The organism is Fulvivirga ligni, assembly GCF_021389935.1.
Taxonomy (GTDB): domain Bacteria; phylum Bacteroidota; class Bacteroidia; order Cytophagales; family Cyclobacteriaceae; genus Fulvivirga; species Fulvivirga ligni.
Genome location: NZ_CP089979.1, coordinates 1,566,893 through 1,586,383, shown reverse-complemented (window position 1 = coordinate 1,586,383; position 19,491 = coordinate 1,566,893). Strand labels below are relative to the sequence as shown.

The window sequence follows — 19,491 nt, the reverse complement described above, 5'->3', positions numbered from 1 at the left end:
ATAAACTAAGCCGCTACAGTTTGTGATCTACCCTTTACCTTGCCTGACTTCATCATACCTTCGTAATGTCTCATAAGAAGGTAACTTTCAATTTGCTGAAGGGTGTCTAATATTACCCCTACCATAATTAATAAAGAAGTACCACCGTAAAATTGAGAGAAGTTAGAACTTACACCCGCTTGTACAGCGAATGCAGGAAGGATAGCTACAATAGCTAAGAAGATTGATCCAGGAAGTGTAATTCTAGTTAACACTTCATCGATAAATTCTGAGGTTTGCTTTCCTGGCTTAATTCCTGGTATAAACCCACCATTTCTTTTAAGGTTGTCAGCAATATCGTTAGGATTAACTGTGATAGCTGTATAAAAGAAGGTGAATAATAGAATTAAAATACCGAAAAGCAAATTGTACTGCCATGAATAAGGGTTAGAGAAGGTAGAACCAATGTAAGCTCCTACTTCACTCTCCTTCCAAATACCGGCAATTAAAGGAGGGATGAACATCAATGCCTGAGCAAAAATGATAGGCATTACACCCGATGCATTAATTTTCAACGGAATGTAATCTCTTTTACCTCCATAAAGCTTATTTCCAATAACCTGTTTAGCGTATTGGATAGGTATTCTTCTAGTGGCCTGAGTAAGAGCCACAACACCAACTACTACGAAGAATAAAGCAACGATCTCTAAGACAAAGAATAAAGCACCGCTCATTCCTCTATCTAACATCTCATTTAATAAAGACCCTGGCAATCTTGAGATAATACCGATCATTATTAACATTGAAATACCGTTACCAATACCCTTGTCCGTAATCTTCTCTCCCAACCACATACAAAACATCGTTCCTGCTACTAATATGATCATAGAAGTAACCTGGAAGAATGATGGTGAGTATAATATTGCTTCAGCAGGTATGGTAGTGGCTAAGTATCCAGCAGACTGTGCTAATGTTATAACTATAGTTAAAACTCTAGTAATCTGTGTTAACTTCTTTCTACCTGATTCACCCTCTTTTTGCAATTTCTGGAAGTATGGTACCGCTACAGTCAAAAGCTGTATAACGATAGAAGCTGATATGTAAGGCATAATACCTAAGGCAAAAATGGAAGCTCTCTTAAAAGAACCTCCTAAAAAGGTATTAAGCAAATCAAATATACCACCTTGAGCACCCGCACCTAATTGGTCTGGGTCCACACCAGGAAGAACAATATAAGATCCTAGTCTAAATACTATCAGGAAACCGATAGTGTTCAGAATTCTTACTCTAAGATCTTCTATTGAAAATATATTACGTATAGTAGTGATAAACTTTTTCATAATTACAGTTGAGTAGCTTTACCACCGGCTGCTTCAATAGACTTTACAGCAGAAGATGAGAAAGCGTGAGCTTCTACGTCTACTTTAGACTTAAGTTCGCCTCTACCCAATATTTTTACTTTATCATTTTTTCCCATTAAACCATGAGCAATTAAAGCTTCTAAATTAACCCTTTCCAATTTAGCAGATTCGATTAATGACTGAACTGTGTCCAGGTTGATTGCTTTATATTCTACTCTGTTAGGGTTTCTGAAACCAAACTTAGGTACTCTTCTTTGTAATGGCATCTGACCACCTTCGAAACCTAATTTAGAAGAATAACCAGAACGTGACTTCGCACCTTTGTGACCTCTGGTAGAAGTACCACCTTTACCAGATCCTTGACCACGTCCTATTCTCTTTTTATTCTTTACTGACCCTTTTGCAGGCGTTAAATTATTCAATTTCATCTGTTCGTAGGTTATATTTCTGTTACAGATACTAAATGGCTTACCTTATTGATCATACCTTGAATCTGAGGAGTAAGTTCTACTTCAACAGTCTTGCTAATCTTTCCTAAGCCTAAAGCTTTAATAGTTCTCTTTTGTCTTTCAGGTCTTCCGATTGCACTCCTTACCTGAGATATTTTAACTTTTGCCATCTTGATTAACCGTTAAATACTTTTGATAAAGAAACTCCTCTGTCCTTAGCCACTGATAATGGATCTCTCATGTTAGTAAGCGCATCGAATGTTGCTTTTACCGCGTTGTGAGGGTTAGATGATCCTTTAGACTTAGCAAGAACGTTATGTACTCCAGCACTCTCTAATACAGCACGCATAGCACCACCGGCTATTACTCCAGTACCTGGCGCAGCTGGCTTCAATAAAACGAAACCACCACCAAATTTACCAATAGATTCGTGAGGCACAGTACCTTTAATGATAGGAACCTGCACTAAGTTTTTCTTAGCATCATCAATTCCTTTTGTGATAGCATCCGTTACCTCGTTTGCTTTACCAAGGCCATAACCTACCACTCCGTTACCATTTCCTACAACTACAATTGCTGAAAAGCTGAATCTTCTACCACCTTTTACAACTTTAGCTACCCTCTTAATGGCAACAACCTTTTCTTTAAGGTCTATTTCACTAGCTTTTACTGATCTTATATTATTCTGAGACATATCGCTTTAAAATTTTAGACCTCCTTCTCGGGCTCCTTCAGCTAAGGCTTTAATTCTGCCATGGTAAAGGTAACCACTACGATCAAATACAATTTTTTCTATACCGCCAGCTTTTGCTTTTTCTGCAAGCTTAAGACCAACATTCTTAGAAACGTCAACGTTCAAACCTTCGTTTTCTAATTCTTTTGAAGAACTAGCAAGTAATGTATGTCCTTTAGTATCGTCTATTAGTTGAGCATAAATACCTTTATTACTCTTAAACACAGACAATCTTGGCTTATCAGCAGTACCAGAAATTTTGCTTCTGATACCCTTCTTAATTCTAAGTCTTCTTTTATATTTATTAAATGCCATATCCCTTATTATTTAGCAGCCTGCTTACCAGCTTTACGTCTAACAACTTCACCAACAAACCTAACACCTTTGCCTTTGTAAGGCTCAACAGGTCTAAGTGACTTAATTTTAGCAGCAACCTGACCAATGAGTTGTTTATCATATCCCTCTAGAGTTACTACAGGGTTTTTACCCTTTTCCGTTTCAGCTGTAACAGACAGTTCAGAAGGAATAGCAAGGAATATATTATGAGAATATCCAAGACTCAATTCTAAGACATTATTCTGTGCGGTTGCCTTATATCCAACCCCAACTAACTCCAATTTCTTTGTGTAACCTTGACTTACACCTTCGAACATATTATGGATCAAAGATCTGTATAAGCCATGCATCGCTTTATGTCTCTTCTGCTCAGTAGGCCTGTCCAGAACCAACTCGCCTTCATTTTCAACCAATTTGAAGGAAGGATCAATTTCTTGCTTTAACTCGCCTTTTGGTCCCTTCACAGAAATAATTCCTGCTTCAGTATCGTACTTGTAAGTAACACCATCAACAAGTTTGATCGGTTTTTTCCCTATTCTTGACATTATATTTTAATAATTAATATACGTAACACAATACTTCACCACCTATATTAAGGTCTCTTGCTTCTTTATCAGTAAGCACACCTTTAGAAGTGGATAAAATTGCAACACCTAAACCATTTAATACTCTTGGCAATGTATCCGCCTGAGTATATTTTCTTAATCCAGGTTTACTTACCCTTTCCAAGTGGTAAATAGCAGGCTTTTTATTCTCTGAATTATATTTTAAAGCAATTTTGATGTTACCTTGATGATTCTCGGTCTCTTCAAACTTATAATTCAGGATATATCCTTTCTCATGCAACACTTTCGTCATTTCCTTCTTAATATTAGAAGCAGGAATATCAACTATTCTGTGACGGGCTTTGATTGCATTTCTAAGCCTGGTTAAATAATCTGCTATTGGATCTGTCATTATCTTCTTTATCTAAGGTATAATTGCAACCCTGCCTAAACAGGCCTGCAAAGATACAGAACTATTTTCTTGAATAAAAATAAAAGAGAATTTTTTACCAACTCGCCTTAGTAACACCTGGTATTTTCCCTTCAGAAGCCATTTCTCTAAATGTTACCCTTGAGATTCCGAATTTTCTCATGTAACCTTTAGGTCTTCCCGTTAATTTACAACGGTTATGAAGTCTTACAGGAGATGCGTTTCTAGGTAGTTTATCTAGTGCATCATAATCTCCAGCTTCTTTAAGAGCTTTTCTTTTAGCAGCAAATTTAGCTACTAATTTTTCTCTTTTTCTTTCTCTTGCTATAACAGCTTTTCTTGCCATAATATATTAGTTTTTATTTGCGAATGGCATACCGAATGCCTTTAGCAATTCATAACTTTCTTCATCAGTTTCTGCAGTAGTTACAAAAGTGATATCCATACCACTGATTTTGTTAACTTTCTCTATACTGATTTCAGGGAAAATGATTTGTTCTTTAACCCCTAATGTATAGTTACCTCTACCATCGAAACCTTTATCACTAATACCTCTAAAGTCTCTTACACGTGGAAGTGCAATAGCCATAAGACGATCCATAAATTCGTACATCTTATCTCCTCTTAGAGTAACTCTAGCACCGATAGGCATACCATCTCTTAACTTAAAGTTTGAGATAGATTTCTTAGATTTCGTAGCAACTGCTTTCTGTCCAGAAATAGTTGTTAGCTCTTCTATACCTACATCAACAAGCTTTTTGTCAGCTACAGCAGCTCCTATACCTTTGTTTATACAAACCTTTACAACCTTAGGAACCTGCATAATACTCTTGTATTGGAATTTATCCTTTAATGCAGGAACGATTTCCTTCTGGTATTTATCTTTTAATCTTGGATTAGCCATTATTTTATAAAGTCTCCAGTTTTCTTAGAATATCTTTGTAGCTTACCATTATCGTCTTGCTTACGACCTGTTCTTACTGCATCACCAGTAGCAGGATCTACTAGCATAAGATTACTAATGTGTATAGCTGCTTCTTTCTTTTCAATACCTCCTTCAGGATTAGTAGCGGAAGGTTTAACATGCTTAGTTACCATGTTTAATCCTTCTACAATAGCTCTTTGCTTAGAGGTAATTACTTCTAACACCACACCGTCTTTACCCTTAGAGTTACCAGAGATAACTTTTACTTTATCCCCTTTACGAATGTGTAGTTTACCTTGTTTATTTTTCGCTCTTTCCATGATTATAAAACTTCAGGTGCTAGTGAAACTATTTTCATGAATTGTTTTTCACGTAATTCTCTAGCCACAGGTCCAAAAATACGAGTTCCTCTTGGTTCGTCGTTTGCGGTCAATAATACGGCAGCATTCTCTTCGAAACGAATATAAGAACCATCTTTTCTTCTTATTTCTTTCTTAGTTCTAACGATCACCGCTTTTGACACTGTTCCCTTTTTCAGGTTACTGGAAGAAAGTGCAGCCTTCACTGATACAACAATTTTGTCACCCACTGAAGCATATTTTTTGCCAGTTCCTCCTAAAACACGGATACAAAGAACTTCTTTTGCTCCGCTATTATCTGCAACATTTAATCTAGACTCTTGCTGTATCATCTTATTTAGCCTTTTCTATGATTTCAACTAATCTCCACCTTTTATTTTTACTCAAAGGACGAGTTTCCATTATACGAACAGTGTCGCCAATGCCACATTCGTTCTTTTCGTCATGAGCCGTGAATTTGGTAGTTTTATTCACAAACTTACCGTAAATAGGGTGCTTTTCTTTACGTTGTACTGCAACGGTGATAGACTTCTCCATCTTATTACTTACAACCTGCCCTATTCTTTCTTTTCTTAATTTTCTAGACTCCATTTAAATATTATTTAGCAAGTTTTTTAGCCGTAATTTCAGTCTTTAATCTGGCAATCAACCTACGTGTTTCCTGTATTTTCATAGGATTTTCTATAGGCGATATAGCATGAGCAAATTTCATTTTTCTGTACGCCTCTTCCTCTCCAGCCAACTTCTGATTTAGCTCCTCTATACTTAGTGCTCTAATCTCTGAATTCTTCATGATATTTTATGATTCTACGTAATCTCTGCGTACCGAAAATTTAGTTTTAATTGGAAGCTTTTGCTGCGCTAATCTTAGTGCCTCTTGCGCTAGTTCTTTCTTTACACCACCAGCTTCGAAAAGGATAGTTCCTGGTTTAACAATAGCTACCCAATACTCAGGAGCACCTTTACCTTTACCCATCCTTACTTCTGCAGGCTTCTTGGTTACAGGCTTGTCAGGAAAAATTCGAATCCAAACTTGACCTTCACGTTTCATTGCTCTAGTCATAGCGATCCTAGCGGCCTCTATTTGTCTAGAAGTAATCCATCCTGGTTCTAATGCCTTTATTGCAAAAGCACCGAAAGCTATTCTATGACCTCTTTGGGCAATTCCTTTGATTCTACCCTTTTGTTTTTTCCTGAATTTAACTCTCTTTGGCTGTAACATAATATTTTATGAATTTAGACCGTGCTTTCGCACGCACATCTTCCAATTAAAACTATTTATTTCTTCTTCTCTTAGGACCGTCTCCACCTCTTTTTCTGCCACCTCTGCCAGAGTTTCCAGATCCTGAATTACCTAATCCTACGTTAGGAGAAAGATCTCTTTTACCGTAAACCTCACCTTTGAAGATCCATACTTTGATACCGATCTTACCGTAAACAGTGCTTGCTTCGCTGATAGCGTAATCGATATCTGCTCTTAATGTGTGCAATGGAATACGACCATCTTTGTACTGCTCAGTACGTGCCATCTCTGCGCCACCTAAACGACCAGAAACTTTGATTTTGATTCCCTGAGCACCTACTCTCATGGCAGAAGCAATAGCTTGCTTCATAGCTCTTCTGTAAGAAATACGTGCTTGTAATTGCTGAGCGATAGATTCACCTACTAGTTTAGCATCTAGTTCAGGTCTCTTAACTTCGAAGATGTTAATTTGAACATCCTTACCTGTCAATTTCTTTAACTCTTCTTTAATCTTATCTACCTCAGCACCACCTTTACCGATAACAACACCTGGACGAGCCGTGTGTACTGTTAAAGTGATTCTTTTAAGTGTTCTTTCTATTACTACTTTAGAAATACCGCCTTTTGGTATACGAGCTGCTATATAGTTTCTGATGTTGTGATCTTCTACTAATTTATCAGAAAAGTCCTTGCCACCATACCAGCTGGAATCCCAACCTTTAACAATACCAAGTCTGAAAGCTACAGGGTTAACTTTTTGTCCCATTATTTATCTTCTTTATTGTCTTTTTTCTTAGTCTTCTTGGTCTCATTCTTTGCAGGTTTTTCAACCTTTTCCTGAATAGGAGATAGACTATCTAAGACTAAAGTTACGTGATTAGATCTCTTTCTTATTCTGTGCGCTCTTCCCTGAGGAGCAGGTCTTAAACGCTTCAAAATTTTACCGCTATCAACCTGGATACTTTTTACGTATAAATCAGCATCTTCTAGGTCAACATCCTCATTACCTTGCTGCCAGTTTGAAATGGCTGAAAGTAATAACTTTTCAAGCCTGGCAGCACCTTGCTTAGGCTCAAACTTTAAAATATTTAGTGCCTTGCTAACTCTCTCTCCTCTGATTAGATCAGCTACTAATCTCATTTTTCGAGGTGAGGTAGGTACGTTCTTTAATTTAGCTACTGCCTCCATAATTATCTTTTACCTTTGTCTTTTTTACCAACGTGACCTCTGAAATTTCTAGTCGGAGCAAACTCACCAAGCTTGTGTCCTACCATATTTTCAGTTACATAAACAGGAATAAACTTATTACCATTATGTACAGCAAAAGTATGTCCTACAAAATCTGGCGAGATCATTGACCTTCTTGACCAGGTCTTGATCACAGATTTTTTTCCTGAATCGTTCATAGCATCGACTTTTTTGTCGAGCCTGAAATCTATATATGGTCCTTTTTTAAGTGATCTAGCCATTATTTTTTCTTCTTCTTACCTCTACTAATTATAAGATTGTTTGAATATTTCTTTGGCGTTCTGGTTTTCTTACCTTTTGCCAATAAACCTGTTCTTGATCTAGGGTGACCTCCAGAAGATTTTCCTTCACCACCACCCATTGGGTGATCAACCGGGTTCATAGCTACACCTCTTGTTCTAGGTCTTTTACCTAACCATCTGTTTCTACCAGCTTTACCTAATCTCACGTTCATGTGATCAGAGTTTGAAACTGAACCGATAGTAGCTAAACAAGTAACCAACACTCTTCTAGTTTCGCCAGAAGGTAATTTCAACGTGGCGTATTTACCTTCACGAGCTGCTAACTGTGCATAAGAACCTGCACTTCTAGCCATTGCTCCACCTTTACCAGGCTTAAGTTCAATGTTGTGAATGATAGTACCTAAAGGTATTTTAGATAATGGAAGAGCATTACCAACTTCAGGAGCAACACTTTCGCCTGATGTGATCACTGTACCAACAGTTAATCCCTCAGGAGCGATGATATAAGCTTTAGCTCCATCTGCATAATACAATAATGCCAAACGAGCTGATCTTGTTGGATCATACTCAATTGCCTTTACGGTAGCAGGAATATCAAATTTATTTCTTTTGAAGTCAACAATACGGTTTTTCTTCTTATGACCACCACCAATGTATCTCATGGTCATTTTACCGGTGTTGTTTCTACCGCCGCTTCTCTTTTTAGTAGAGACCAAAGATTTCTCAGGAGTAGATTTAGTTACCTCAGTGAAAGCTGGAGCAGTTCTATATCTCTGTCCTGGAGTAATCGGTCTTAATTTCTTAATTGCCATCTTTCTCTAATGATTAAATTTCGCTGTAAAAATCGATTACTTCACCATCCGCTACTGTTACGATAGCCTTTTTAAAAGAAGGAGTTCTTCCACTAATTACTTTAGATTTGGTATATCTAGATTTTTTCTTACCTAGATAGTTCATTGTATTTACCTCTTCTACAGTAACTCCATACAATTTTTCTACAGCCTTTTTTATGTCCACTTTATTGGCTTTGCGGTCTACTACGAAACCATACTTGCCTTTTTCGTTTAAAGCAGAAACTTTTTCTGTAACTAATGGCTTTATTAAAACACTCATTTTTATTTCTTCAATAAGTTATCAATCTTCTCAAGAGAGCTCTCACTCAATATTAGATTATCAGCGTGTAACACATCAAAAGTGTTTAAGCTATCAGCTGTAATTACTTTTGTGTTTTGAACGTTTCTTCCTGATAACACAACGTTTTTGTTACCCTCTGGAAGCACCAATAATGTCTTTTTATCACCTAGTGAAAGTGCATTTAACATTTTGATATACTCCTTAGTTCTTGGAGCATCGAATGATAAATCTTCCACGATAGCGATATTGTTATCCTTAGCCTTATAAGTCAAAGCAGACTTACGAGCCAATTCTTTCATCTTTTTGTTAAGCTTGAAAGAATAGTTTCTTGGCCTAGGACCGAATACTCTACCTCCACCTCTGAAAACAGGTGACTTGATACTACCAGCTCTCGCTGTACCAGTACCCTTTTGTCTCTTTATTTTTCTGGTAGATCCACTAATCTCACCTCTCTCTTTCGACTTGTGCGTACCTTGTCTTTGGTTAGCTAAGAATTGCTTAACATCAAGGTATATCGCATGATCGTTAGGCTCGATACCGAAAACCTCTTCAGAAAGACTGATCTTTCTGCCGGTATCCTCACCACTATATTTTACTACTGAAATGTCCATTACTTCTCGAGAATTACAGTTGAATTATTTGCTCCTGGTACAGAACCACTTACTAAAATCAAATTCTTTTCAGGTATAACTCTTACTACCTGAAGGTTGATAACTTTTACTCTGTCACCACCTGCTCTACCAGCCATTCTCATACCTTTGAATACTCTAGCTGGGAAAGACGCGCCACCTATTGAACCAGGTGCTCTTTCTCTGTTATGCTGACCGTGAGTTCTTTGACCAACACCACCGAAACCGTGTCTTTTAACAACACCTTGGAAACCTTTACCTTTAGAGGTACCGATAGCATCAACGAAATCTCCTTCAACGAATACATCGCCAACAAAAATTTCCTGACCTAACTGCACACCACCTTCAAACTCAACTCTAAAATCTCTAAACTCAACTACTTCTTTCTTAGGAGTAGTTCCAGCTTTTTTAAAGTGACCTAGTAAAGCTTTAGGTGTGTTTTTCTCCTTACGCTCTCCATAGCCCAACTGAACAGCCGTGTATCCGTCTGTCTCATCATTTTTTACTTGTGTTACTACACAAGGACCAGCCTCTATCACCGTGCATGGGATATTTTTCCCAGTGGCACTGTAAATGCTAGTCATCCCGATTTTCTTTCCTATAATACCAGACATTTTAAAATCTTTATAAGCGTACTTTAGCTATAGCTCTCACGGTTTTTCCGCAAAAGGACTGCAAAGATAGTAACTTAATTCGAGTAAGCAAATACTAGTTATTATATTTTTTCAATAATCGGTAGGCTTTCGATTATTTCCTGAAGTGCGCCTCAAAAGTACAAAGAAAATTAATTATTTCCTCTGATCTAAAAATTTGATTGGCTTCCTACTTGACTTGGGGTAAACTCGGGGGAAAAGTTCATCCTCTGAAATTCTGGACAACTCTGGTGTTACCCTTAACTTTGACTTGAATTTTTTGGACAATTCCGCGGAATCAACATCATTATTACAGCTATATAAAACTTTCAAGGTGTCATTAGAAAACTCGTCAGCATCTACCACTACCTGGTAATGAGTAATATTTTCTTCCGAATCTAAGAGGTCAAATATGGCAGGAGGGTAACACGTGGTACCCTTATATTTAATCAATTGATATTTACGGCCTAATATGGGACTTAATCTTGGTGTATTACGTCCACATTCACATTTAGAGTAATCAAAGTAGCATAGGTCACCTGTTTTAAACCTAATTAAAGGCATGGCTTCAATGCCTAAAGTGGTGATAGTAAGTTCGCCGATTTCTCCCGGGGCTACTGGTGAATTATTCTCATCTAAAATTTCAGCAATCAACAATTCCGGATGTAAATGTCCTCCTTTACCGGCTGCACATTCTGTAAACGCCGTGCCCATTTCTGTAGAGGCATAGGTAGAGTACAGTTCAATATCCCAATTAGAAGTAATCCTTTGACCAATTGCGTTTAATTGAAAATCAGCATTGCGAACTGGCTCACCGATGCAAATTGCCTTTTTAACACTACTGTTCTTATAATCAATGCCTTGCTTTGAGGCATATTCTATAAGTTTATTTAAAAAAGATGGCACGATGATCAATGCGGTGGGATTGACTTCCTGAATCATTCGCCACTGTAACTCCGGCAAACCAGGACCTACTCTTAACATACCAGCTCCTATTTTCTTTGCTCCCAAAGCATAGGCATAGCCAGCCATAAACTGCCTGTCAATAGTAGTAGTAAGTTGGTAGATTTCATTTTCGCCACCACCAGCACAACTCAAAGATATAGCTTCATTATAAGCTAAACGATCCACATCATTAGCTGAAAGTGGAACTATGACAGGCTTTCCTTCTGTACCTGATGTGCTACAGTAATCTGAGATCTGATCAGCGCCTACACACCAGAATTCTCTCTGATGAGTCTGTAGGTCACTTTTTTGCGTAATGGGAAGTTTGCCAAGATCTGATAATGACTGAATGTCATTGATAGTGATGCCAGCATCTTTGAAATGCTTTTGATAAAAAGTAGACCTTTCATTCACGTAGGCCAACAATTTTTTCAACTCTTCTAATTGATAGTTTTCAATATTACTATCATCTGAAGTTTCTAAAGAAGGAATAAGCATCTACTAAGACTAACTATTAATTTAAATGTTCCTCACATTCCTTCAATCCTTCAAGAATGTGATCACGTTCACTTTTTCGTGCAATTTCTAATTGAAGGGCAATATTATAATATTTTTTGGCTTTACTCCACAACTCCAGACTTTTATTATAATCTCCCAGGTAGTAATAAGTGAGATAGCCATTAGGGTTACTAGCAATGAACTTTTGTTGTTCTGCCTCAGAGATAGCGTCACCTTCTCCTCGAGCAAGTGTTTTTTGAATTTCTGCTTTTGTGGCGACGAAATCTCTAAATTTCTTATAATCCTCTGTGAAATAGAAAGGGTCCTTGTCAAGGCTTAATGAATCGATATAACTGAAAGTGACATGTCCGCCATCTTCTTCACTGAAAATTTCATTAAGATCGTAAGCCAAATACTTACCCAGTTGATACGGTGGAGCTGAAACCCAAACTTTCAATTCTTCAGGAGAAAAAATAACCGAATGATGAGCTAATAATTGATTAATTGCTTTTTCATTTGCTAAACCGATATCCTTACCTCCTAAACCTCTTTTATCTCTGAGCAGATAGGCAGTTTTTTCAACATTCATGGGAGACAACGAGTCCAGAAGCTCCTGTACTCTTTCATATCTATAGTCTGAAACCCCTTCTGATAGATATTCCTGATTCAGCTCATCATTCTTCAGCTCATCACTTTGGTAGTGATTGGTCACTACCAGGTCCATGTCATCTTCCTGGTATAAAGCTGTCTTCTCTGGAGTCTTTTCTATTAATGCAGCTCTTCCATCTTCTTTCGAACCGATAAGAAATGATTCTGCTACGAAGGTATCATAGGATTTAGCAATCTCGTAGGCCTCTTCTATATTGCTGGCATACTGCAGCATTTGTCTGGCCATTAATGACACAGGTGTAGTTCCTTTGGAAGGAATAGCTGACTTGTCTGAATTTAAGGTTATTGATAGGCCTTTCTCATTCATTCCAGATACCACGCCACTAAAACAGGCCCAAGTGATAGACATGAATTTATATCCTTGATCAGGATTATAGAAGGCTACCATTCTATCCTGGGCAAAGTCCTCTCCGAAATAAAAGTCAAAGTTTCGTCCCAGGAGTAATTTAGAATTTTCCGACTTATCGCCACGAACGGCAAATGATGTACAGCCCACCAAGTTCATGTTTTGCAATGCATGACCAATGTCATGAGCTGCATGATAGCTTAATGCTCTTTGATATTTAGGAGCGATGTAGTCATATTCATCTGGCATATACCTGGAAGAAGCATATATCTCCTTCAAGTATTCTTCGGGAACATATTTATCCAGGTCTCTATTGAACCAGCCTATTAAGTATTTAAGGAAATTCAGATAAGAATCTGACGGCACCTTGTTTCGGATCTCAGCAATAAATGCCTCTTCTTTATCTTTTTGCAAAGGGATACATAGCTCTCCAAATGCCACACCTCTCTCCAAGGGACCGCCATGTACATACATCTCCCATACTTGCTGATCATTCTTCTTGAGCCAGCTTCCATCTGAGCCTACAAAAGAATTTTCTCCAGATTTAGTAACGGTAATGGCTGGTAGGTCCTCCTGATTAACTGGTGGTGTAGCCTTTACCATGAAATAATAAACTGTACAAAGACCTACTACAAGAATTATAAAGCTTAGGAGGCCAATTAATATTTTTTTTCTCATTCTTCTCTACCTGACTATTAGATTACTCTTCTACATCATTATAGTCAATATTTTTACCTAAAGTTCCCTGCATCCTTTTCCAGAAGCTCTCACGATCTGGTAAAGCTTCGAAATCCTCAATGAAAGCCACTTTATCGTTAATTTCAAAGTCTTTCATATTTAAATTTTCCAAGGTAAAATATTTTATTGGGAGATAGTTTATTTCGTAATCATTATCCTCGGCATAGTTCTTTAGAAAGAAAGATTGCACCGGGTCAGTCGCAAGACATACCTTTTTCAAACCATTTTCTTCTGCTATCTGATAGGAGTAGAATAGATTTTCAGTGCTGTGTTCTGCTTGAGTTTCGGTGAATATTGCATCTTCAGGCACGCCAAGCTTCATGGCATATTGCTTCATGATCACGCTTTCCACATAGGGAGAATAGACTGCCGAGCCTGAGAAAATGATGTTTTTGGTTATCCCTTTCTCATAAAGGTATGCTGCCCAGTAGATTCTGGTTTTCATTATATCATGCCATTGTCCTTCATAAGGGTAGCCCGGAACTATAATTACATCATACGGACCATTGGCCATACCCTTCTCATAATCTACCTTGGTGGTATGTTTGAGATAAAAGAAAAGGCCAACAATTACCACGAGAGCCACAACGTGCAGCCATAAAATGATTCTAACAAATTTGTTTTTGAAGAATTTTCGGATCATTAATCTTTATTCTGTGGCAGTGCGATCAGCGATCTTTTTCATCAGCTCCTGATGTCCTAAGATTTCAGAACAGGTAGTGATGGCACCGATAGTTACACCTAAAACGCCGTGCATATTTAAATTCTGACCTGTTAACAATAAATTAGGCACCTTGGTTTTAGGAGATATGAAAGATTTCATAGGATTAGTGTAATCTTTCTTGATCCCATAAAGTGCTCCATCTTTTGTGCCGATGTAATCTCTATTGGTTAGCGGTGTTGAGGTATAATATGCTTCCATATTTTCCCTGAGTCCGGGCATTTTCTTTTCAAGCTCATCGATAAGTTTTTCCGCTTTCTCCTTCTTAAACTCCTCGTAAGAATCTCCACGGTAAGACTCTTGAGACACTACGTTGTAAGTATCTGCCCACTGCTCGGTTTCTTCAAACCTCATGTATGACATGAGGATAAGGCTGTCCGCATATTCATCATCTTTGCTAGACACCCCTGAAAACAAGGCATAACCCGCTGGCCAGATATCCTTATATTCGGCACCACTCCAAACATCATGATCGATATAGTGGTAATAGTTATAGTTGAAATTCTTGATTGTGCCCTTTTTAGGTACGATGAACACAATAAATACGGACACAGAATTTTCAAGGCTCTCTAATCTTTTTCTATAGGCTTTTCTAATTCTTCCTTCCTCTATCATATCTAAAGTAAGGGTAGGATGGATATTGGAAATAAATTTATCTCCATAAAATCTCCTTCCATCTTCTAGCTCTACATACTCAATATTATCGTCCTTGAATCCAAAATCTACTGCCTTTGCTCGAGTGATAATTTTACCACCATTATTTCTGATGTTTCGAGCTAATAAGCGTGCTATTTGAGACCCGCCATCAATACATTTCCAGGAACTTTCAATGTATGAATTCACTACCAAAGCATGAACATATAACGGCGTTTTGTCACCCTCACCTGCATAGAGCACATTAGTGCCGGCTAATACTCTTTGGAGCTTTTCATTAGTGGTGCAAGAATCAATAAATTCCTTTGCATTAACATCGAGATAAGGAGCAGTACCAGGGTGCGTTCTCATGGGCTCCACACTGTACATAGGAAAGTGCTTGCAAACCTCTCTTATCTTATCACAGTATTTTACTATGCCATCACGCTCCTCAGGGAAATAACCCGCCATAGTTTCTATGAAATTATCATAGCCCTGTGCGTATTTATATTCGGCATCATCACCTTCAAAAGTTACAATATCAAACCCATCTTCATCCATCCTCTTCAGCTTTAGGTCATCCATGATGCCTAAGTATTTGAAATAGCGATAAAGGTTTTGGCCCTTGTCTAACCCACCAATGTAATGTATACCTGTATCGAAGATCCTTTTGTTTCTGGAAAAAATCTGGAGATTACCACCAATCTGCTTATTCTTCTCAATTACAAGAACTTTATATCCCTCGTCACTTAATATAGTACCACATTCCAGACCACCTAGTCCACTACCGATGATTATGATATCGAATTTCTCCATTTATTACTTTTGTGTTAATACAAATACTGTATTAGACGTTCTTTTTGACTTATCAATTACTTCCAGTTCGAGATTGTGCTGCTCTGCAAAAGAAGTTATCATATCTGAGGATATATAGCTCAAGGCATTCCTCGTTTTATTAAACCCTATGCCTGTGGAAAAAATTTCTGTAAGCACGGTGCCTTTATGCCTATCGGTTTTATTGCTATCACCATCCCGAATAATAATTTTCCCACCATCATTCAGTTGACTGTATATTCTATTAAGCAACACTTCCTGCTCTGACGGGGTCAGGTAATGAAGAACATCACTTATGATAAACACATCTGCAGGCTTAAAATCATAGGTTAGCACATCTCCAGGTTCAAAATTAATGTTATCTGGTTTAACTGGACAATTATTAGCCACTATGATTTTTTGCTCATCATAATCTACACCTAAAAACTTTCGCTCTTTATGTGTGAAACCCAGCGAATAAGTCATTAAACCATAGCCACAACCAACATCCACAATTTGTCCTGATTTCGGCACCAGTTCATCAAATAGGCTGTAAGCACCTTCCAGCCTATATTTTATTTTGATATACCATTCCAGAATAGGGCCTTTGAAAACATAATTCTTATGAATGGTCTCTTTATAAAAATCTACCGTTTCTATTTCATCTCTAAGTTTCTGGTACTCAGATTTAAAATATTTAGTAATCGCTTTTGATCTCTCTCTATAACCTTCTCCAAATGCCAAGTCATCCTGTTTAATTCTTGGCAAAAACTTCACGGTAATACGGCTATTTTTCAGGTAATAGTCACTCCGTTGCATGGTCATGCTGGTGCCGTGTAGTAGCACAGGCTGGATATCCAAGCCCAACTCTTCAGCTAAGAAAAAAGCTCCTTTATGGAATCTTCCCAGATCAGCCGAGGTACTCCTGGTTCCTTCAGGGAATATCGCGATGGAATAGCCTTTTTTCACCAGCTCTTTTATCTTATCTAATTGGCCTTCCATACCTTGAGTGGCCGGAATAAAGTCTGCATACTGCACTGCTTTCCCGAAAAGAGGTGAGTTATAAACCCAATCATTAGTGACCATTACCACCTTAGGGTTAAACATGAGTAGCAGCAGTATATCTATGAAAGAGTGATGATTGGCAATAAGCACTGAAGGCTTGCTAAAATCAATATTCTCTTTATTTCTAACTTCCTTTTTCACATTGGCCATTACATAAATGACGAAGTAAGAAAACGCCATGATCACCTTATGGAAGGTCCTCTTTCTCCATTCTTGGGAAGCAAAAGGAATTCTAAATACTATATTTCCTAAGAACAATATAAGACAGCCAAATAGGAAGCAGGTAAAAGCAAATGCAGTGAAAATGAAAGATGAGAACGTAAAAGGAATCAGGCCTCTATCCTTTCTTTTTTGAATGAATAAGTTATAAAGCAAGTGCTCCACGGTAAAAGTGATGAGCACCACTGACATAATGCCGATTATAGCCAGGAATGCAATAGATTTCAAAGCCGGATGCTCAGCTATGGCTAGCACGCCAATACCCAATAATGTGGTTACTACTGATAGAATAATCGACTTTTTATATGAAATCAGATTATCTTCTCCAGAAGCATATTTCTGAGTTAATCCCCTCATTACGAATATACTATAGTCTACCCCAAGCCCAAAAATGAAGGTGCAAATAATGATGTTGACTATATTAAAAGTAAGTCCTAACCAGCCCATGAGCCCAAGCACCCAGAGCCAACTGAGCATAATCGGGATGAAAGTAATCAATGCAAGCTCTATTCTTCCGTAACTTAACAGGATGAGCAGAAAAACCAGCCCCAAAGAGAGATTTACCAGCTTGCCAAAATCCTGTTGAAGGAGATCTACCAGTTTGTTTGTAATGTAGCTTTTATCAAGAATAATAATGCCCGGTATTTCTTCCAATTGACTAAGCACCTGTGGCTTATCATTTACATCTAAAGCGATAGATGTAAGCACAGAAACTGCATTACCTTTTTCGTTAATGATTAGCTCGTCTCCAAAGGCTGAAAGCACGGTGTGAATGTCTTCTGAGGATATGTCCTTGTGCTCCCCGTTCAGCATTTTGTCCAAAGCAGCAAATGTACCCTCCTTAAAGCCTAATACTACGGCTGATTCATTTACATTCATCATCAAGCTATCGGTAGAATGATTCGACCAGAATTGGTTCCACTCAGCCAGTCTTTCCTGTCTTACCTCTGGTGATGGAACTACCTGATTGAGAGAATAGTAAGTATAAATTACACTATCCTTCTCCAGATTTTCGAGCAATACGTTTAACTTTTCATTTTTGGAAAGTACCTCATCAAGGTTATCTCCATGAAACGCTACATATATGTTATTGGCTGTGAAATTAGAAATGGCATTAATTCCATTTTGACTTCGTTCCAGGTTTGCTGGCATATAATTCAGCGAAAGCATATTGCTCTCGAATGACACTTTCTTAAAGGTAAAAAGGCTTATAGCTGAGAGTAGCACAAACAAGATAATCGCCCATTTTTTCTTGTAGAATGGATAAGTAGCAATTGCATTTACCACTCGCTCCACAATGTTCATTTTCTTAGGAGCACTCTTTTCTTTCATTGAAAAAAGCGTAACCAAATGAGGCAATACCACCAGTGTATAAAACACTGATGCCAGCACACTTACTCCTGCAAAAATACCAAGGTCTTGAAGTGCTGATGAACGAATAAATATTAGCGAAAAGAATGCAAAAGAGGTGGTAAGGCTGCTCATTATCATAGGCACGGTAATGTCAGCAAACAGCTTCTGAAGGTCTTTCTCTTTCTTATAGTGCGTAAAGAAATGAAGAGCATAATCTATAGTTATGCCCAAGAGTACAGAGCCCACTGCAAGAGATATAATAGAGACGCTAGGTCTTACTATGCTTAAGAAAGCTATCGCCATTAGCCCACCAAAAACACCAGGTGTAACGACAATGAAGAACGTACCTATATTTCTATAAAATAGAGAAATGAACAGAAATAATGCTACCATGGCCACCGTCACAGTGAGGTAAACATCATTTTTAATCCTACTGGCATTGGCCACTGCCACAGCAGCGGGGCCAAAATAATCTACTGTAACCTGCGGGTAGTTCTTTTCAAACTGCTGTTGAAGGTCATTGATCCCCTCTACAAAAATTCCATTGTTTGATGTTTCGTTGGGTGGATTACTCAGTACCACAAAAAACACCAAATGCTTCAGGTTCTTGGTGACAATGAAGTTCTGATAAAGATCAAAATTACTATCCAGCTGATTTTCTCTCATGCGCTGCAGTGGCATCCCTGCCAAACCCAGAGGATCCTTCAAAAGCATTTTAGTAGCTACACCCATGGGTGATAGCAACTGCTTGTACACTCTTTTTACGGAGTTATCTACTGAGCCCTTTTTTACTCTTTCATCAAGATTTTTATAATCATCAGACGTTAGGTAGAAGGGTAGATTATTGTAATAATAATCATACATCTGCTGCATCTGCTCATCAGGAACGGTGAGTATAATTTCTTTGTAGTATTCTGGATAACCATTTTGCAATGAGTCTGCAAAGGCCGTGGCTACCTTCACCAAAGAGTCTGGAATGGCTTCTGTACTATCATCAGAATATAGATGAAATACTATCCTATTATTGATTTTTATGCCTTCGAATACCTTGTTCACCTCAGTCACCTTTTCATCCTTAGGCATGATGTTGACAATATTTTCTTCCAGCCTTATATTAAGAGAAGTGTAAGCCGCTCCGGCCAACAGGAGAATCAACAAAATGATAGCAACTATTTTATTGCTCTTAACGATGTTAAATACTCTATAGAATAAAGTAGACATGAAATTTCAAGATCAATAAAGGTGG

Annotated in this window: 26 protein-coding genes; all 26 read right to left on the bottom strand. The window is 37.9% G+C overall.

What is annotated here, in order from left to right:
* Positions 1-5: 5 nt before the first annotated feature.
* Positions 6-1,319: a preprotein translocase subunit SecY gene (gene secY / locus LVD16_RS07090; RefSeq protein ID WP_233773226.1), complete on the bottom strand. Its 1,314-nt coding sequence runs from the start codon at positions 1,317-1,319 to the stop codon at positions 6-8.
* Between the two features lie 2 nt (positions 1,320-1,321).
* Positions 1,322-1,768 carry a 50S ribosomal protein L15 gene (gene rplO, locus LVD16_RS07085; protein ID WP_233773225.1) on the bottom strand — a complete coding sequence of 149 codons (447 nt, stop codon included), beginning with the start codon at positions 1,766-1,768 and terminating at the stop codon, positions 1,322-1,324.
* Between the two features lie 11 nt (positions 1,769-1,779).
* Positions 1,780-1,959, bottom strand: coding sequence for a 50S ribosomal protein L30 (gene rpmD, locus LVD16_RS07080; protein WP_233773224.1), 180 nt, complete (start codon positions 1,957-1,959; stop codon positions 1,780-1,782).
* A 5-nt stretch (positions 1,960-1,964) separates the two neighbouring features.
* Positions 1,965-2,483 (bottom strand): 30S ribosomal protein S5, encoded by a 519-nt coding sequence (gene rpsE, locus LVD16_RS07075; RefSeq protein ID WP_233773223.1) that lies wholly within the window; start codon positions 2,481-2,483, stop codon positions 1,965-1,967.
* A 6-nt stretch (positions 2,484-2,489) separates the two neighbouring features.
* Complete coding sequence (rplR, locus tag LVD16_RS07070; RefSeq protein ID WP_233773222.1) at positions 2,490-2,837, bottom strand: 50S ribosomal protein L18; 348 nt, start codon at positions 2,835-2,837, stop codon at positions 2,490-2,492.
* A gap of 8 nt (positions 2,838-2,845) precedes the next feature.
* Positions 2,846-3,403, bottom strand: coding sequence for a 50S ribosomal protein L6 (gene rplF, locus LVD16_RS07065; RefSeq protein WP_233773221.1), 558 nt, complete (start codon positions 3,401-3,403; stop codon positions 2,846-2,848).
* 13 nt (positions 3,404-3,416) lie between these two features.
* Positions 3,417-3,815 carry a 30S ribosomal protein S8 gene (gene rpsH / locus LVD16_RS07060; protein WP_233773220.1) on the bottom strand — a complete coding sequence of 133 codons (399 nt, stop codon included), beginning with the start codon at positions 3,813-3,815 and terminating at the stop codon, positions 3,417-3,419.
* A 94-nt stretch (positions 3,816-3,909) separates the two neighbouring features.
* Complete coding sequence (rpsN, locus tag LVD16_RS07055; RefSeq protein WP_233773219.1) at positions 3,910-4,179, bottom strand: 30S ribosomal protein S14; 270 nt, start codon at positions 4,177-4,179, stop codon at positions 3,910-3,912.
* A 6-nt stretch (positions 4,180-4,185) separates the two neighbouring features.
* On the bottom strand, positions 4,186-4,737 hold the full coding sequence (gene rplE, locus LVD16_RS07050) for a 50S ribosomal protein L5 (protein WP_233773218.1): 552 nt from the start codon (positions 4,735-4,737) through the stop codon (positions 4,186-4,188).
* Positions 4,737-5,078, bottom strand: a complete 342-nt coding sequence (rplX, locus tag LVD16_RS07045) for a 50S ribosomal protein L24 (RefSeq protein WP_233773217.1) — start codon at positions 5,076-5,078, stop codon at positions 4,737-4,739. The genes rplE and rplX overlap by 1 nt, the downstream gene beginning before the upstream one ends.
* A 2-nt stretch (positions 5,079-5,080) precedes the next feature.
* The gene (gene rplN, locus LVD16_RS07040; protein ID WP_233773216.1) at positions 5,081-5,449 is read right to left on the bottom strand and encodes a 50S ribosomal protein L14; all 369 of its coding nucleotides are present in this window, start codon (positions 5,447-5,449) and stop codon (positions 5,081-5,083) included.
* 1 nt (position 5,450) lies between these two features.
* A complete protein-coding gene (rpsQ, locus tag LVD16_RS07035) occupies positions 5,451-5,708 on the bottom strand; it encodes a 30S ribosomal protein S17 (protein WP_233773215.1) in 258 nt (85 codons plus the stop codon).
* Positions 5,709-5,715: 7 nt separating this feature from the next.
* Entirely contained in the window at positions 5,716-5,910 is a 195-nt protein-coding gene (rpmC, locus tag LVD16_RS07030) for a 50S ribosomal protein L29 (RefSeq protein WP_233773214.1), read from the bottom strand.
* Between the two features lie 6 nt (positions 5,911-5,916).
* Positions 5,917-6,339, bottom strand: a complete 423-nt coding sequence (gene rplP / locus LVD16_RS07025) for a 50S ribosomal protein L16 (protein WP_233773213.1) — start codon at positions 6,337-6,339, stop codon at positions 5,917-5,919.
* A 52-nt stretch (positions 6,340-6,391) separates the two neighbouring features.
* Entirely contained in the window at positions 6,392-7,126 is a 735-nt protein-coding gene (gene rpsC, locus LVD16_RS07020) for a 30S ribosomal protein S3 (protein WP_233773212.1), read from the bottom strand.
* Positions 7,126-7,548, bottom strand: a complete 423-nt coding sequence (gene rplV / locus LVD16_RS07015; protein ID WP_233773211.1) for a 50S ribosomal protein L22 — start codon at positions 7,546-7,548, stop codon at positions 7,126-7,128. Before rplV ends, rpsC begins: the two co-directional genes overlap by 1 nt.
* Positions 7,549-7,550: 2 nt before the next feature.
* Positions 7,551-7,829, bottom strand: a complete 279-nt coding sequence (rpsS, locus tag LVD16_RS07010) for a 30S ribosomal protein S19 (protein WP_202244617.1) — start codon at positions 7,827-7,829, stop codon at positions 7,551-7,553.
* Positions 7,829-8,662: a 50S ribosomal protein L2 gene (gene rplB / locus LVD16_RS07005; protein WP_233773210.1), complete on the bottom strand. Its 834-nt coding sequence runs from the start codon at positions 8,660-8,662 to the stop codon at positions 7,829-7,831. The genes rpsS and rplB overlap by 1 nt, the downstream gene beginning before the upstream one ends.
* A gap of 13 nt (positions 8,663-8,675) precedes the next feature.
* Entirely contained in the window at positions 8,676-8,963 is a 288-nt protein-coding gene (rplW, locus tag LVD16_RS07000; RefSeq protein ID WP_233773209.1) for a 50S ribosomal protein L23, read from the bottom strand.
* Positions 8,964-8,965: 2 nt separating this feature from the next.
* The gene (rplD, locus tag LVD16_RS06995; RefSeq protein WP_233773208.1) at positions 8,966-9,595 is read right to left on the bottom strand and encodes a 50S ribosomal protein L4; all 630 of its coding nucleotides are present in this window, start codon (positions 9,593-9,595) and stop codon (positions 8,966-8,968) included.
* The gene (rplC, locus tag LVD16_RS06990; RefSeq protein WP_233773207.1) at positions 9,595-10,227 is read right to left on the bottom strand and encodes a 50S ribosomal protein L3; all 633 of its coding nucleotides are present in this window, start codon (positions 10,225-10,227) and stop codon (positions 9,595-9,597) included. The genes rplD and rplC overlap by 1 nt, the downstream gene beginning before the upstream one ends.
* Before the next feature lie 174 nt (positions 10,228-10,401).
* The gene (gene flxY, locus LVD16_RS06985) at positions 10,402-11,688 is read right to left on the bottom strand and encodes a flexirubin biosynthesis putative acyl-CoA ligase FlxY (protein WP_233773206.1); all 1,287 of its coding nucleotides are present in this window, start codon (positions 11,686-11,688) and stop codon (positions 10,402-10,404) included.
* Positions 11,689-11,704: 16 nt separating this feature from the next.
* Complete coding sequence (locus LVD16_RS06980) at positions 11,705-13,381, bottom strand: C45 family autoproteolytic acyltransferase/hydrolase (RefSeq protein WP_233773205.1); 1,677 nt, start codon at positions 13,379-13,381, stop codon at positions 11,705-11,707.
* 22 nt (positions 13,382-13,403) lie between these two features.
* Positions 13,404-14,084, bottom strand: a complete 681-nt coding sequence (locus LVD16_RS06975; protein WP_233773204.1) for a YdcF family protein — start codon at positions 14,082-14,084, stop codon at positions 13,404-13,406.
* 6 nt (positions 14,085-14,090) lie between these two features.
* The gene (locus LVD16_RS06970; RefSeq protein WP_233773203.1) at positions 14,091-15,611 is read right to left on the bottom strand and encodes a phytoene desaturase family protein; all 1,521 of its coding nucleotides are present in this window, start codon (positions 15,609-15,611) and stop codon (positions 14,091-14,093) included.
* Positions 15,612-15,614: 3 nt separating this feature from the next.
* Positions 15,615-19,466, bottom strand: a complete 3,852-nt coding sequence (locus LVD16_RS06965) for a 1-acyl-sn-glycerol-3-phosphate acyltransferase (protein WP_233773202.1) — start codon at positions 19,464-19,466, stop codon at positions 15,615-15,617.
* Positions 19,467-19,491 lie beyond the last annotated feature (25 nt).